The sequence below is a fragment of the Bradyrhizobium sp. YCK136 genome (assembly GCF_044570075.1).
Lineage (GTDB): Bacteria > Pseudomonadota > Alphaproteobacteria > Rhizobiales > Xanthobacteraceae > Bradyrhizobium > Bradyrhizobium diazoefficiens.
In genome coordinates, this window is the sequence record NZ_CP172424.1 from 9,114,724 (window position 1) to 9,129,403 (window position 14,680).

Consider the following 14,680-nt stretch of genomic DNA (forward strand, 5'->3'; position numbering starts at 1 on the left):
GGCTGTTGGAAGAGCCGGATGGTGCCCAGGGGCGGAATCGAACCACCGACACTGCGATTTTCAGTCGCATGCTCTACCAACTGAGCTACCTGGGCGTGCTGAGGGAAGGACCCAAAGAGAAGGTCAAGGCCCATCGAGCGGGCGGTTTATAGTGGGCTGAAGGCCGCCTGTCCACCCGGCTTCGCCTGAAGGCTACGCCGGGCGCGGCCCGGCTGTGCACAAGGTGGGGTGGCGTTGCCGCGGCTGGCGTGCGGCACGCTGGAAACTCAATTAAGTAATTGATATTGCTTTTCTATTAAACGTCGTCCACCTCGTCGTCGCGGCCGGGGATGACGTATGAGCCTTTCAGCCAGCGGTTCAGGTCGACATCGCGGCAGCGCGAGGAGCAGAACGGGTGGGTGGCCTGCGCGGCGGGCTTGCCGCAGATCGGGCAGGTTTTGAGCGGGCCGGTGGGCATTTTGACCTGGTCGTCCATGATGTCGGCAGCTTACACGGGGTGAAAACGTTCAAGAGCCTGTCCGCAAACAGGTTCCTCGGGCGGACGCGCAGGCGTCGCGGCCCGGGTCCCGCGGGCCAATTCTACTGTGCATGGGGTTGTTTTCGAGATTTTTGTTAAGACCCGTCCGGCGCGGCGTTCGCGCTCACACGGCGGTGGCGTTGAGCCAGCCGAAGCGGATCGGGAAGCCCTCGCCGCCGAGCAGCGTCGTGGTCTCGTAGAGCGGTAGGCCGACGACGTTGCTGTAGGACCCCACCATCTTCACCACGAAGGAGCCGGCGATGCCCTGCACGGCGTAGCCGCCGGCTTTGCCGCGCCATTCGCCGGAGCCGATATAGGCCTGGATGTCGTCCTCCGACAGGCGCTTGAAGCGGACGCGGGTCTCGACCAGGCGCTGGCGGAAGGCCTCGCGCGGTGTGACGAGGCAGATCGCGGTGTAGACGCGGTGATTGCGGCCCGAGAGCAGCCGCAGGCACTGCGCGGCCTCGTCCACGAGATTGGCCTTGGGCAGGATGCGGCGCCCGACCGCCACCACCGTGTCGGCGGAGAGGATGAAGGCGCCGCGCAGTTCGTCGTCGAGCTGCACCGATTTCAGCGCCGCATCCGCCTTGGCCCTTGCGAGGCGATTGGCGCAGGCGCGCGGCAGCTCGCCTCGCTTCGGCGTCTCGTCGACGTCGGCCGGCCGGAGCGCATCCGGCTCGATGCCGGCCTGGTTGAGCAGCGACAGGCGCCGCGGCGAACCGGAGGCAAGTACGAATTTGGGGCGGCCAAGCATCAGGTGATTTTGGGGATGAGGCAGGGGTGAATTGCGCGCGGAACCTATCGGAAGGGGGCTGATTTCACAACCCGGGAACCCGGACTTTGCTGATTCGAGGTGTCCGACATGCCTGTGCCTGCAGTCTGTGACGCGGGTGTTACGCCCGCCGGATGCTACCCGCTCGCTGCGCCCACTTTCGCGAAGCGCCGGCGGATGCGCAGCAGCAGCTGGTCGCAGACCTCGCGGTAGGCGGCGAGCTTCTGGTCGCGGCTGCCTTCGATGGTGGTGGGATCCTGGGTCGGCCAGTATTCGACGTCGGCCGCGAGCGTGCGGGTCAGCTCCAGCGCCTTGTGATGGGCCTCCGGCGACAGCGTGATGATGAGGTCGAAGTTCAGCCCCTCCCAGTCCTCCAGCTCCTCGAAGGTCTGCGGCCTGTGGACGGAGATGTCCTGGCCGAGCTCGGCCATCACGGCAACGGCGAAAGGATCGAGCTCGCCCTTCCTGGCGCCGGCCGACTTCACGTAGAGGCCCTGCGGAAACATGTGCCGCAGCAGGCTCTCGGCCATCGGCGAGCGCACGCTGTTCATCGCGCAGGCGAACAGCACCGATTGCGGATCGCGTGCGCGTGGGGGCGCAGCCATCCGCGCTTACCCCTTCCAGTGCAGAACAGTAATGAGCGTGAACAGCCGGCGCGAGGTCTCGAAGTCGACCCGCACCTTGCCCTTCAGCCGCTCCTGGAGCGTGCGCGATCCCTCGTCATGGATGCCGCGGCGGCCCATGTCGATGGCCTCGATCTTGTCCGGGGTCGCGGTGCGGATCGCCTGGTAATAGCTGTCGCAGATCATGAAATAGTCCTTCACGATCCCGCGGAACGGCCCCAGCGACAACAGATGCACGACCACGGGCGCGCCGTCCTCGCGGCGGATGTCGAACATCAGGCGGTTGCCGGTGATGCCGATATGCAGCGTGAACGGCCCCTTCCCGTCGGCGCCCTCCGGCGCGAACAGGTTCTGCTCGATCAGGTCGTAGATCGCAATCGCGCGCTCATGCTCGATGTCGGGCCCGGAACGGCCGATCGATTCCTCGTCGAGGGTGACCGCGACGATGCGATTGTTGGAGTCGTCCTGTTCGGGCGGCTTTGTCATGACAGATTGAGGCGCAATCCGATCGAGCGCGAATGGGCGTCCAGCCCTTCCGCCTTGCCAAGCGTCATCGCAGCAGGTCCCAGCGCACGAAGCTGATCCGGGCCGCATTTCAGGATCGAGGTGCGCTTCATGAAGTCGTGCACCGAGAGGCCCGAGGAGAATCGCGCCGAGCGCGCCGTCGGCAGCACGTGGTTGGAGCCGCCGACATAATCGCCGATCGCCTCCGGCGTATGCGCGCCGAGGAATACCGCGCCGGCATTGCGGATCTGTGCGGCGAGCGCGTCGGGATCGATCGTCATGATCTCGAGATGCTCGGCGGCAATCGCATCCGCAAGTGGGATGGCGTCGTTGAGATTCTTCACCATGATGATGGCGCCGAAGTCGGCCCAGGAGGCGCTCGCGATCGCGGTGCGCGGCAGCGTCTTCAGCTGCGCCTCGACCGCCTTCTCGACATCGGCGGCAAGGCGTGCGGAATCGGTGATCAGGATCGATTGCGCACTCGTGTCGTGCTCGGCCTGCGCGAGCAGGTCGGCGGCGATCCAGTCGGCATTGCCGGTGTCGTCGGCAATGACCAGCACCTCGGAGGGACCGGCGATCATGTCGATGCCGACCTTGCCGAACACCAGCCGTTTGGCTGCGGCGACATAGGCATTGCCGGGGCCGACGATTTTTGCGACCGGCGCGATGGTGGCGGTGCCGTGCGCGAGCGCGGCGACGGCCTGCGCGCCGCCGACGCGGTAGATCTCGGTGACGCCGCCCAGCTTTGCCGCCGCCAGCACCAGCGGATTGAGCTTGCCGTCCGGCGAGGGCACCACCATCACGAGGCGCGAGACGCCGGCGACCTTAGCGGGCACCGCGTTCATCAGCACCGAGGACGGATAGGCGGCAGTTCCCCCGGGCACGTAGAGGCCGGCGGACTCGATCGCGGTATAACGCCAGCCGAGCTCGACGCCGAGCGGGTCGGTGAAGCGCTCGTCCTTCGGCAATTGGCGGCGATGATAGGTCTCGATGCGGTCGCGCGCGAGGCTCAAGGCATCCAGCGTCGCGGCATCGCAGGCCTTCACCGCAGCCTCGATCTCGGCGGCCGAGACGCGAAGGCCGGATGCGTCCAGTGTCAGCCGGTCGAACTTCGCCGTGGCCTCGAGCAGGGCCGCGTCGCCACGCCTCGCCACGTCGTCGACGATCGCGCGCGCGGCGGCTTCCACGTCGGCCGAGACCTCGCGCTTGGCGGCGAGGAAGGCCGCGAATCGCTGGTCAAAATCGGCGCTGCTGCGGTCGAGACGAACGGGCATGTCTGGCTTGGCTTCTGGCTGGTTTCTCGGGGCGATTGGCGCACCAGGTCCCCTGCTCAATGGCGCGACGGCCTCCCGCCGTCAACCCTTGCGAGACGTCGTCGTCGCCCATCGTCATCCTGCTTCGATGTCGTCCTGGCGAAAGCCAGGACCCATTACCCCAACTTGTTGTAATTGAAGCAGGATGTGGTTCCGGCCCACTCCATCACGACCACCGGTGGTAATGGGTCCTGGCTTTCGCCAGGACGACAGCAGGAGTGGGGTCATTCCCATTCCTCACCCCTCCGCTTCGATCCCCGTCCCCAGTTCGTCCGCCCCGAGATCGGTCAGCTCGCATTCGAGGCATTCGACATCGAGGCGGATGGCGCCGCCCTGGGCGAACAAGAGCAGTGCGCTGCCGCCGGGCTCCTCGTCGTGGCCGTCCTGGGGGTGAAACTCGATGCCGACGAGGTCCAGGACCTCGTCCGGGGCTCCAAGGTCGATGTTGCGCGATTTGCAGGCAAGCACGCGATCGAAGCGGAGCGCGGCGACCAGCCGGCGCGGCTCGGTCTCGCCGTCCAGCGTCTGCTCCCAGTCCAGCCGGCTTATGCCGACCACCAGCCGCTTCTCGCTCTGCCGCCAGATGATGTCCGAGGCCTGCACCCGGGCATCCTGCACATGGGTGGAGATCACGGCGAGATCGTCGGCATCGAGCGCGATCAGTTTGAGCTGGGGCGACATCGCCGGCATTTCTCCTGGGGGGGCGGATACGGCCCAACGCGCGCGGCCGCGGAAATTTCCTTAGAACTAACGACCCGGCGGACTAGAGGCTATTGATATCCTCCATCTCCAGCACCTTGCGCGGATACCCCTCCCGGGCGACGCGGATCATGGCGCGGCCCATCTGCTCGGTGGAGGTGACGAGCCGCGGCGAAATCCGGCGCAGCACCGACCAGAGTGGCCAGGTTGCGGCATACACGGCCTGCACCCAGGCGGTCTTGGAGCGGGCACCATGCAGGAGCTGGATCGCGCCGGGCCGGAACATGTAGGCGCCCTTGAACGGCAGCTTGAGCAGATCGTTCTCGGTGTTGCCCTTGACCCGCGCCCACATCCGCGAGCCCTGCTCGGTGGAGTCGGTGCGGGCGCCGCTGACATAGGTGAAAATCATCTGCGGATTGAGCCGCGCCAGCGTCGTCGCCGCGGCGAGCGTGAGGTCATAGGTGAGATGACGATAGCGCTCCTCGCTCATGCCGATGGAGGAGACGCCGAGGCAGAAGAAGCAGGCGTCGAAGCCGGTCAGTTGAGACTCGATCGCCGAATAGTTCGTGAAATCGTCGTGGATGATCTCGGTGAGCTTGGCGTTGCGCACGCCGGTCGGACTGCGGCCGACCACGAGCACGCGGTCGATGCCGGCATCGACCAGGCACTCGCGCAAGACGCCCTGCCCGACCATGCCGGTCGCGCCAAAGATGATGACTTGCATCGGGACGTCCCCAACAGCGTCGCGGCTCATGCGGCGACCGCGATGTCGTCGAAGGATACACCGGTCAGCGTTGCCGAGACATCCCACAGCATGGCCGCCGCGGCGAAATCCTTGGCCCATGGCATGATCTTCGCCGGCGCTGGCGGCCCCTTCAATTCATAGAACCCGTTCGGACCGTAATAGCCGCCGGGCTCGGCCGCCGGCGAGGTCGCCGCGAACAGCGTGGGCAGCGCGCCCTCGGCGGCGGACTGGCTGATCAACGGCTGCAGCCAACGGCCGACGCGCCACTGGAGCGTGTTGGCGCCCGGCCCGTTCGCAATGAGATCGGTCCGCGCGTAGCCGGGATGGGCGGCAACGCTGGTCACGCCCCAGCCGGCGGCGAGGCTGCGACGCTGCAATTCCAAGGCAAACATCAGCATCGCCAGCTTCGACTGGCAATAGGCCCGCCACGGACGATAGGAACGCTTGCCTTGCAGATCATCGAAATTGATCGCGCCGGAGCGGTGCGCGAGGCTCGAGAGATTGACGATTCGAGACGCTTTCGCCCGGCGAAGCTGCGGCAACAGGCGCGCCGTCAGCGCGTAATGGCCGAGATAATTGGTGCCGAGCTGCATCTCGAAGCCATCCTCGGTCTGCTGCCGTTTCGGCAGCGCCATCACGCCGGCATTGTTGACGAGGAGGTCGAGCTGCTCGTTGCCGGCGGCAAAGCGCTTGGCGAAATCGGCCACGGACGACAGGCTGGCGAGGTCGAGATGCTCGTAGGCGATCAGCGCATTGGGAAACCGCTCGCAAATGCCCTCGATCGCCCGCAGGCCCTTTGCGTCGTTGCGTCCGGTGAGTATGACAATGGCACCGGCGCCCGCCAGCGCCATCGCCGTCTCGTAGCCGAGCCCGCCCGTCGCGCCGGTCACGACGGCGGTCCTGCCGCTGAGGGAGGGGATGTCTGCCGTGGTCCAGTCGGTCATGCCATAGCTCCAGGCTATCAGGGGGTGGAATAAGGCCCGCGACCGGTCTAAATGTGCACTAAGTGCAAATTTGCACGAGGTGAAATAATTTGAAGGCTTCGAAGCACGCTAGCAGACGCGCCAAGCCCTTGTCCTCCGGAGAAAAATCCCCGGCGGCGCCCGGCCTGCGCGAGCGCAAGCAGCAGCAGACCCGCGAGCGGCTGAAGCGCGCGGCGATGGCGCTGTTCCTGGAACGCGGCTTCGAAACCACGACTATCGACGACATCGCGGCCGCCGCCGATGTGTCGCGCCGCAGCTTCTTCCACTACTTCGCCTCGAAAGAGGACGTGGTCGCCGCCTGGCAGGAGGATGCCGCGGCCGCCCTGGTCTCCGAGATTCTCGCGCGGCCTGCGGACGAATCCATGCTGACGGCGGCGGAGAATGCGATCGCCGCGGCGGTCAAGCGGATCGATCCGACCGAGGCGGCAGCGATGTCGCGGCTCAAGCGCGACAATCCCGCGCTCCACGCGCGCGACCAGCTCAAATACGAAAAGCTCGAGCGCGCGCTCGCGGACGGGCTCACGCAACGCTCCGGCCGCAAGTCGGACCGGCTGAAGGCCCGGCTCGTCGCCATGATCGCCACCGGCGCAATGCGCGTCGGCGGCGAGAGCTGGATCGGCGAAGGTGCGCGGGAGAAGCCGGAGGCTTTCGTGAAGCGCACGTTCGATGCGATCAGGGCGATATTGAAGTGATCGATTACCCTCCCCTGGAGGGGAGGGTAAGCGCGGACTTACTCTTTGAAGAACGCCAGCAAGTCCGCGTTGATGGTCTCGGCATGCGTCGTCGGCATGCCGTGCGGGAAGCCCTTGCAGGTCTTCAGGATGCCCTTCTTGAGCAGCTTCGCGGACAACGGCGCGGAGTCGGCGTAAGGCACGATCTGGTCGTCGTCGCCGTGCATCACCAGCACGGGCACGTTGATCTTCTTCAGGTCCTCGGTGAAGTCGGTCTGCGAGAACGCGACGATGCCGTCGTAATGCGCCTTGGCGCCGCCCATCATGCCCTGACGCCACCAGTTCTGGATCACCGCTTCCGACGGTTTGGCGCCGGGACGGTTGTAGCCGTAGAACGGGCCGGCGGCGATGTCGCGATAGAACGCCGAGCGGCCGGCGGCGAGTTGCACCTGGAAGTCGTCGAACACGCTCTTCGGCAGGCCGCCGGGATTGGCTGCGGTCTGCACCATCAGCGGCGGCACCGCGGAGAGGATCGCGGCCTTCGCCACCCGGCTCTCGCCATGGCGCGCGATGTAATGCACGACCTCGCCGCCGCCGGTGGAATGGCCGACGTGAATGGCATTCTTCAGGTCGAGATGCGCGGTGACCGCCGCAAGGTCGTCGGCATAGTGATCCATGTCGTGGCCCTCTGCGACCTGCGCCGAGCGGCCGTGGCCGCGGCGATCATGGGCGATGACGCGGTAGCCGCGCGTGACGAAGAACATCATCTGCGCGTCCCAGTCGTCGGCCGACAGCGGCCAGCCATGGCTGAACACGATTGGCTGGCCCGTCCCCCAGTCCTTGAAGAAGATCTCGACGCCGTCTTTGGTGGTGATGGTGGGCATGGTGGGACTCCTTTCAGTGGGACGTCATTCCGGGGCGCGCGTCCGCGCGAACCCGGAATCTGGAAATTGTCGCACGAGACTCCGGGCTCATCGCTGCGCGATGCCCCGGAATGACGAGGGTTCGTGCGATCAGGCAAACGCCATCGGCTTGAAGCGGCGCCAGGCGCCGATGGTCAGCACCACGAAGAACACCAGCACGATGCCCTGCACCACGGCGAACACCGGGCCGGACGGCGGCGCGGGCGGCACGGCGGGCGCGAGCGCGGCGAGCGCCGGCACCTTCAGGAACGACTGGATCACCAGCACGAAGACATTGAAGTACAGCGAGATCATCGCGGTGACGATGTAGACCGGGCGCCAGACGCCCGCGAGCTTCATGCCGTAGAGCGCGATGCAGGCGATCGCGAGCAGCACCAGCGAAATGATGCCGATGATGTGCGAGGGCAACAGCTCCTTGAACGGAAACAGGAAGCCGGTCGCGCTGGTGAGGATCGTGAACAGCAGGAAGATCGCGGTGAGGCCCGGCATCGGCTTCGAGCCGAGCAGGCCGAACATCACGACGAGGCCGGCGACGATGGCGATCAGGCTTATGATGACATGGACCATCGTGAAGACGGGCAAGCTCAACCCAAGAACCATGACATCTCTCCTACTCTCTGCATTGAGATGGAGATTAGTATTACGCCCCTCATGAGATTGCCACATGCGTTGTCGTCACACGCATGGGCAAAGCCATGCGTCATCGTGCGAATCGACAAACGCATGGCTGAATTTTTTGCATCGCTGTCACAAACGACAGCAGGCATCGACCAAAATTGAATCGATTGTTCACGCTTCCTTGGTGTCGAAGATCAAGAGGTCGGCACCGCCGCTGGCGAATTTCGGCACGTCGGCGCCTGTCGCCTTGCCTTCCGGACTGGCGAATGCCGCCTGAATGTCGGCCACGCTGTCGAAGGTGAGAATGGCGACGAGATGGATTCCGGAAGGACCTGCGGGAGATGCGACCGGCCCCTTGCTGACGGCGTATTTCTTCAGGCCGGGAAGCTTCTTGGCGAGCGGAATGTGGGTCTCGGCGTAGTACTTGTCGAAGGCCGCAGCATCCTTGGGTGTTTTGTAGAGCACGACGATTTCAGCCATTGAGTCCTCCCTTGGGAATCCTTGTTTTTCCACGCGCGATTGGCCTCGCGACCAGGCGATAGTCTGTGGGACGCAGCAAGATGGCAAGCCGGATTCGACTTGCCATTCCCTTGCCTTCTCCTTGACTAAAGCGCCGGTTTTGCGGCGTCGCCGAGATAGCCGTGCAGCGACGCGACGACTTGCGCGCCCTCGCCGATGGCGCCGCCGACGCGCTTGACCGAGCCGGAGCGGACGTCGCCGACGGCGTAGACGCCGGGCACGGAGGTCTCCAGCGGCGCCACGAGCCGGCCCTGGTTCTGCTCGGACTGCGCGCCTGTCACGACGAAGCCGCCGCGATCGAGCGTCACGCCGCAGCCGTCGAGCCAGCCGGTGGCGGGATCGGCGCCGACGAACAGAAAGAGATTGCGGATGTCGGCAAAATCCTCGTCGCTCGACAGCCGGCTCTTCCAGCGGATGCGCCGCAGCAGCGAGGCCTCGTCGCCCTCGAGCGCCGTGATCTCGGTGTTGAACATCAATTCGATGTTCGGCGTCGCTTCGATGCGCTCGATGAGATAGCGCGACATGCTGGCGCCCAGACCGCCGCCGCGGATGATCATCAGCACCTTCTTGGCGTGACCCGACAGGAACACGGCGGCCTGGCCCGCCGAATTGCCGGCGCCGACCAGGGCGACCTCCTCGCCGGCGCACAGCTTCGCCTCGACCGGAGAGGCCCAGTACCAGACGCCGCGGCCCTCGAACGTGTCGAGCTTTGCGATCTCCGGCCGGCGATAGCGCGCGCCGCTCGCGACCACCACCGCGCGCGAGCGCAATGTGTCGCCGCAATCCAGCGCGAGGGCGAAGGTGCCGCCACTGCGCGAACAGTCCAGCGACTTCACCGACATCGGGATCATGATCTCGGCGCCGAACTTCTGCGCCTGGGTGAAGGCGCGGCCGGCCAGGGCCTGACCCGAGATGCCGGTCGGAAAGCCGAGATAGTTCTCGATGCGCGCGCTGGCGCCGGCCTGGCCGCCGAAGGCGCGGGTGTCGACGACCGCAACCGAGAGGCCTTCGGAGGCCGCGTAGACCGCGGTCGCGAGCCCTGCCGGCCCGCAGCCGACGATCGCGACGTCGTAGATCCGATCATCCTTCGCCCCGCCGATCATGCCGATGGCGCGCCCGAGCTCGATCTCGCTGGGATTGCGCAGCACGCTGCCGTCGGCGTTGACGACCAGCGGCCAATCTTCCGGCTTCGGCGAATAACGCGCGATCACCTCGGCCGCGTCGTGCTCGCTGTCGGCATCGAGCAGATGATGCGGCTGGCCGTTGCGGGTGAGGAAGCCCTGCAAGCGCACCACGCCGGCGGAGTTCGACGGCCCGATCAGCACCGGGCCACCGACGCCGCCCTGGATCAGGCTGACCCGGCGCAGGATCAGCGCGCGCATGATGCGCTCGCCGAGCTCGGCTTCGGCGACCAGCAGGGCGCGCAGCCGGTCCGGCGGGATCAGGACCACCTCGACATCGCCCTCGGCGCGTCCGTCGACCAGCGCCGGCCTCCCCGAGAGCTGGCCGAGTTCGGCCAGGAACTGGCCGGGTCCCTGGTCGATCACCGGGCTGACATGACCGAGCCCGTCGCGCTGGGTGATGGCGACGTGGCCCTTCAGGATGACGAACATGCCGGGTCCCGGCTTGCCGGTCTCGAACAGCAGCTCGCGATCCGAATAGGTGCGGAGCTCGCCGAAATGCCTGATGCGCTCGATCTCGGCCGATGTCAGCGCCGGAAAGGTCTGCTCGGGGCGCGTGAACCGCGACATCAGCGCCTCACGGTCGTTTCGTTGCTGTCCGTCTTGCCCCATTGCCACGTCGCTCAACTCCAAAATTTCCAGCCGCCGGATTTTAGCCGCCGGTCTTGCCGGCGGCCCCCTCATTTAGGGACCCATCTTCGTTCTGCGAGGGGTCGGCGCTTGCGGCGCGTTCGCGCGCCTGTAGCTTCCGCCGCTTCAGGTTTTCCCGCAGCGCCGATTTCAACCGGTCGTCCCGGGACGCCCTCGCCGGCCTCGTGCTTTTGTCGTTCTCGTCAGCCATCACCGGTCCATTACAGCGATCGGCGATAACATGCCCAATGAACGTGGCAGCTCAAGAGGCCCGTGCGATCCGATCGTGCGAAATTCCAAAATGAGGCGAATCCGGCAGCCCGGCCAACTGGCCAGTTGGGTGGGGAAATCGGAACCCGAATCGACGGAAAGTCGGTCGTTTCGAGCCAAAACAGGCATTTTGGCTCCGATATCGGCCCGATTTTCTCGTTTTGGCAGGGCTTGCAAGCTTGCACAGGAGGGGGGCTTGTGGCAGATATCGGCCCGCTTGGTAGGCCCCTCGTGGCGGCCGATTCTAGATCCCAGCACATGCTGCCGTAGCTCAGTGGTAGAGCACTCCATTGGTAATGGAGAGGTCGACAGTTCAATCCTGTCTGGCAGCACCATTCTCTGGGTCAAATCACGCACAGATCGGCATTCGCGCGACATGCAGCGCCCGAGTTTTGCTCTCTCCTTGACCCTCTTTAGGTGAAGAGGGCGCAGGGAAGGCCGGGTGCCGGCTGGCACCCACGATCCGCTGCGCGAAGAATTTGCACACGCAAATGCGCAGGCGGGACAACAGGTGGGCCGGGAAACACCCGGCCTTCCCTGCGCGATGGGTTGACGGCGTATGCGCGCTCTCCCCGGAGCCGAGTTCCTTCTGGCCTCCGTCACCTTGCGAATTGGCGATGCCCGAGACCCGGTCGAGCCCCGATTCATCTCCGCAAGGCTCGACCGTAGCAACGACGGTCAGGACCACGCGTTTTTGCCGTACGCAGCTCATCCGGCTTCGCTTTAACAGCTTCGCCGGACTTCGGCGCCGTCCGTCCGCACCGAGCAAGGACCTCACGAGGTTCATCTCGCCCTGGTCCCGCCTTCGCGTGCCCGACGCAGCCGCGTCCACCGCACCCCGATCCACGTTCGTTACGACGTACGATCGCCCCTCTCCGAGGACCGGGATGGCGAGACAATGCCGTAATTCCGAATTTCGGTAAAGTGGAATATTTTTGCGGCGGGGGATTGACGGGGTTTTGATGTGAGGCGGGGTGTTTTGCCCGACGGGTCAGATTGGCGTGCATGGAGCCACAAGCCCGACGACACGTCCCAAAGACCTGATGCCGATGTTCCTACCTGTTGGTCCACGCAAGTAAGGTTAATTATTCCTTTCGATTGTCGATAAAGTTTTATCTATTATCGTCTTTGTCATTCATAACGAACCAGAGGCTCCGATAGTGTTTCGTGTTGCCTGATCGTGACTGGGACTGTGCTGCTTCTGTCCGGATTGGTTGCCTTCGGCTTTCATAGAAACTCGCTGCACTCAATGGCGTTGCTCTAGCCGCACCAGCCTTGGTAGAGCGAAGCGAAACCCATCGGCGTCTTGCTCGGTGTCGAAACATGATGGGTTTCGCTTCGCTCTACCCATCCTACGCATGATCAGCTGTCTTCACCCACCTGATGCCCAGCAAAGCGATCATCCGCACGGCGCAGCCGGCGGCAAAGCTCGCGGTTGATGTTCTGCAGGACGATCACGTAGGCGTGGATATCGGCCTTGTAGCAGGCGTAGAGTTTTTGAGCCGTCAGCTCGTACAGCACCGTCGAGCTCTCCGCGACCACAGTGGCGGAGCGGTTTTGCATTTCGATCAGCGTCATCTCGCCGAAGAAATCCCCTCGCTCCAGAATGGAAATCGGGATGACGCTTCCCGAAGTCGCCCGTTTGCTCACCGCCAGCCGGCCGGATCTGACGATGAACATCGAGCGTCCCGGCTCGCCTTCCGCCACGACAGTCGCGCCGGCTTCGAAGCGGCACTCGACCAGCATCGACATCAGGAGGTCGAGACCTGTGGCCGAAAGACCGCCGAAGAACGGCGTCGCGAGCAGGAACGCTTTCATCTCGGGGGCATTGACAGCCATCGGGCGAGGATACGCCCCGTCGCTATCTCCGACAAGCAGAGCAGATATCGGCGGTGACGGCGCTCAGCGTGTTCGAACAATATGACCAGCAAAGTTTCGTAGGATGGGTAGAGCGAAGCGAAACCCATCGAGGGCTTGTTCGGTGTCGAAGCATGATGGGTTTCGCTTCGCTCTACCCATCCTACGCATTAAACCGCTTTGGCTCACTGCCGCGGAGCGCCCTTCGCTTTCGCCACACCTGCAGGTCAACCATGGCTTTCACGGTTGCCGCGAGGACGAGCGCGCAAAGCGCCGCCTTCGAGATCGTCTCCATTGTTCCCTCGATCAGCAGGCAATGGACCGCGCTGCCTGCGACGATGACGATCGCGAGAGGCATATGAACGAAACGCCACGTTCGCGGTCGCAGTCCCAATCGCCGGCGCAGCAGAGCCAGCAGCGCAACAATGAAGATGGCCCACATGGCGATCACGCCGAAGGGGGAGAACGGCGTCGGCGACGAGAAGGTCAGGGCGTCGATCATGTCGGGCGGGCTGGTGATCCAGAGGCCGGCGACATGGATCACGATCGCCAGAGCAAGCGCGCCACCGATCCAGTGATGGGCGCGCCGTCCACGATAGGCCGACAGTCCCGGCAGATATCCGCCGATCAGCAGGGGCTGAACGAGCACGAGACCCAATGCGACAATTCCCGCAAACCCGGCGAGGATGTAGACCGGACCGCGCCATGCGAGCTGCTCGCTTCCTGCGGCAGCAGCGATCGGCACGCCAATGGCGGAAACCAAGGCGCCCCAGATCAGGATCACCCGGGCCAGTTTCCACCCCGTCATTCGTTGGCCCGGTCAGGCCGGCTGCAGAACGAAGTGCGCCTCGAGGCTGGTTTCCTTTGCGCTGCGCATCACCGGCCGCAGGAAGACGGTCTTGAATTCACCGCTGTCATAGGCGAGGTGACCATGCGGCTGGCCGAAGATCGGAATGATCTGCGGCATCTCGAGCCGGAACTTGCCGTCCTTGTCGGTGAGCGTGGCGCCATGGCTCTGCGGCTCGTGCTCCTGTCCTTCGACCGTGTGCGCCCATATCTGGATGCGCTGCCCGGCAAGCGGAGCGCCGTCGCCGGCTCGGCGGACGGTGCCGCTCATCCAGAAGCCGCCCTTGCCGATGCGATCCACGATCGCCGCGCCCTTGCGGTAGTTGTTCGCCCCGCCCGACATCGTCTCGGTCGGTGCGAGGCCGTCCGCGCGGGCCGGCAGCAGGAGGCCGGGAAGCCCGGCTGTCAAAACCCCGGTTGCGAGAACGGAGCCGCCGGCGACGAGGAGGTTGCGGCGGCTGAGTACGACAATGGTCATGTCAATTCCTCCGGGCGTCCGGGCCGTGGCTCTGGCAAGGGTACAACAACAGGCGCAAAACGCCCAGTTGCGACAAAGGGCGCCATAGGTCGCAATAACAGTGTTGTGAACGGAGGCGCAGGCCGCTCAGACAGCCTCGTGGGATGGGTTGAGCGAAGCGAAACCCATCGAGGCTTTGTTCGACGACGAAACATGATGGGGTTTCGCAAGTGCTCTACCCATCCTACGCCCTATTCAGCCACGCTTGCCCTTTTGTCGTTCAAGGCGGAGCCTTTGTGCTCTCATACGTTTTATCTCTTCATTGAGAGCGTCGGTTTTTTCATCAAGGCGTGAATTCTCTGATTTCGGCGCGTCGCGCTGACGTATCTTTTCGAGCGCTTTCTCAACCGAGAGCTTGGTCGGATCGGCCATCGTACCTCTCCAGGAAGGAAATCGAAGCAACCAATGTCGGAAGTGAAAATGAAGCCAGGTTTTGAATGTTGACGTAAATCAAACCTGCGCTGGGAGTCCGCTGGGTCAAAAACGCTATCT

The 14,680-nt window shown here is 64.5% G+C and carries 18 protein-coding genes and 2 tRNA genes; 2 read left to right on the top strand and 18 right to left on the bottom strand.

Annotated elements, in window-relative coordinates; genetic code table 11:
* Positions 1-19: 19 nt before the first annotated feature.
* The 9 genes from ACFLEY_RS44090 to ACFLEY_RS44130 form a co-directional block, all read right to left on the bottom strand.
* Positions 20-95: transfer RNA gene (locus tag ACFLEY_RS44090), tRNA-Phe, on the bottom strand.
* Between the two features lie 200 nt (positions 96-295).
* A complete protein-coding gene (yacG, locus tag ACFLEY_RS44095; protein ID WP_060909314.1) occupies positions 296-475 on the bottom strand; it encodes a DNA gyrase inhibitor YacG in 180 nt (59 codons plus the stop codon).
* A 166-nt stretch (positions 476-641) separates the two neighbouring features.
* On the bottom strand, positions 642-1,271 hold the full coding sequence (locus ACFLEY_RS44100; RefSeq protein ID WP_011084077.1) for a Maf-like protein: 630 nt from the start codon (positions 1,269-1,271) through the stop codon (positions 642-644).
* Positions 1,272-1,426: 155 nt separating this feature from the next.
* The gene (locus ACFLEY_RS44105; RefSeq protein WP_011084076.1) at positions 1,427-1,894 is read right to left on the bottom strand and encodes a low molecular weight phosphatase family protein; all 468 of its coding nucleotides are present in this window, start codon (positions 1,892-1,894) and stop codon (positions 1,427-1,429) included.
* A gap of 6 nt (positions 1,895-1,900) precedes the next feature.
* Positions 1,901-2,398 (bottom strand): UPF0262 family protein, encoded by a 498-nt coding sequence (locus ACFLEY_RS44110; protein WP_011084075.1) that lies wholly within the window; start codon positions 2,396-2,398, stop codon positions 1,901-1,903.
* A complete protein-coding gene (gene hisD, locus ACFLEY_RS44115; protein ID WP_028173637.1) occupies positions 2,395-3,690 on the bottom strand; it encodes a histidinol dehydrogenase in 1,296 nt (431 codons plus the stop codon). The genes ACFLEY_RS44110 and hisD overlap by 4 nt, the downstream gene beginning before the upstream one ends.
* Positions 3,691-3,966: 276 nt before the next feature.
* On the bottom strand, positions 3,967-4,410 hold the full coding sequence (locus ACFLEY_RS44120; protein WP_060912761.1) for a DUF2948 family protein: 444 nt from the start codon (positions 4,408-4,410) through the stop codon (positions 3,967-3,969).
* Between the two features lie 82 nt (positions 4,411-4,492).
* Positions 4,493-5,152 (bottom strand): NAD-dependent epimerase/dehydratase family protein, encoded by a 660-nt coding sequence (locus tag ACFLEY_RS44125; RefSeq protein WP_060909315.1) that lies wholly within the window; start codon positions 5,150-5,152, stop codon positions 4,493-4,495.
* Between the two features lie 26 nt (positions 5,153-5,178).
* On the bottom strand, positions 5,179-6,117 hold the full coding sequence (locus ACFLEY_RS44130) for an SDR family oxidoreductase (protein ID WP_060909316.1): 939 nt from the start codon (positions 6,115-6,117) through the stop codon (positions 5,179-5,181).
* Between the two features lie 89 nt (positions 6,118-6,206).
* On the opposite strand from ACFLEY_RS44130, the gene ACFLEY_RS44135 reads away from it, so the two are divergent.
* Entirely contained in the window at positions 6,207-6,848 is a 642-nt protein-coding gene (locus ACFLEY_RS44135; RefSeq protein WP_060909317.1) for a TetR/AcrR family transcriptional regulator, read from the top strand.
* A 38-nt stretch (positions 6,849-6,886) separates the two neighbouring features.
* On the opposite strand, the gene ACFLEY_RS44140 is transcribed toward ACFLEY_RS44135, so the two are convergent.
* From ACFLEY_RS44140 to ACFLEY_RS44160, 5 genes are all read right to left on the bottom strand, one after another.
* The gene (locus tag ACFLEY_RS44140; protein WP_060909318.1) at positions 6,887-7,711 is read right to left on the bottom strand and encodes an alpha/beta fold hydrolase; all 825 of its coding nucleotides are present in this window, start codon (positions 7,709-7,711) and stop codon (positions 6,887-6,889) included.
* A gap of 129 nt (positions 7,712-7,840) precedes the next feature.
* Positions 7,841-8,350 (bottom strand): hypothetical protein, encoded by a 510-nt coding sequence (locus tag ACFLEY_RS44145; RefSeq protein ID WP_060909319.1) that lies wholly within the window; start codon positions 8,348-8,350, stop codon positions 7,841-7,843.
* A 189-nt stretch (positions 8,351-8,539) separates the two neighbouring features.
* On the bottom strand, positions 8,540-8,848 hold the full coding sequence (locus ACFLEY_RS44150) for an EthD family reductase (RefSeq protein WP_028173644.1): 309 nt from the start codon (positions 8,846-8,848) through the stop codon (positions 8,540-8,542).
* Between the two features lie 125 nt (positions 8,849-8,973).
* Positions 8,974-10,680 (bottom strand): FAD-dependent oxidoreductase, encoded by a 1,707-nt coding sequence (locus ACFLEY_RS44155; protein ID WP_396605001.1) that lies wholly within the window; start codon positions 10,678-10,680, stop codon positions 8,974-8,976.
* A 40-nt stretch (positions 10,681-10,720) separates the two neighbouring features.
* A complete protein-coding gene (locus tag ACFLEY_RS44160) occupies positions 10,721-10,909 on the bottom strand; it encodes a hypothetical protein (RefSeq protein ID WP_060909320.1) in 189 nt (62 codons plus the stop codon).
* A 319-nt stretch (positions 10,910-11,228) separates the two neighbouring features.
* Here ACFLEY_RS44160 and ACFLEY_RS44165 point away from each other — a divergent pair.
* A tRNA-Thr gene (locus tag ACFLEY_RS44165) sits at positions 11,229-11,303 on the top strand.
* A 1,027-nt stretch (positions 11,304-12,330) separates the two neighbouring features.
* On the opposite strand, the gene ACFLEY_RS44170 is transcribed toward ACFLEY_RS44165, so the two are convergent.
* The 4 genes from ACFLEY_RS44170 to ACFLEY_RS44185 form a co-directional block, all read right to left on the bottom strand.
* Positions 12,331-12,807, bottom strand: coding sequence for a cyclic nucleotide-binding domain-containing protein (locus ACFLEY_RS44170; RefSeq protein ID WP_060909321.1), 477 nt, complete (start codon positions 12,805-12,807; stop codon positions 12,331-12,333).
* Between the two features lie 181 nt (positions 12,808-12,988).
* Positions 12,989-13,633 carry a ferric reductase-like transmembrane domain-containing protein gene (locus tag ACFLEY_RS44175; RefSeq protein ID WP_060909322.1) on the bottom strand — a complete coding sequence of 215 codons (645 nt, stop codon included), beginning with the start codon at positions 13,631-13,633 and terminating at the stop codon, positions 12,989-12,991.
* A 12-nt stretch (positions 13,634-13,645) separates the two neighbouring features.
* On the bottom strand, positions 13,646-14,149 hold the full coding sequence (locus ACFLEY_RS44180) for a Twin-arginine translocation pathway signal (RefSeq protein ID WP_060909323.1): 504 nt from the start codon (positions 14,147-14,149) through the stop codon (positions 13,646-13,648).
* Positions 14,150-14,383: 234 nt separating this feature from the next.
* Positions 14,384-14,560, bottom strand: coding sequence for a hypothetical protein (locus ACFLEY_RS44185; protein WP_171901153.1), 177 nt, complete (start codon positions 14,558-14,560; stop codon positions 14,384-14,386).
* Positions 14,561-14,680 lie beyond the last annotated feature (120 nt).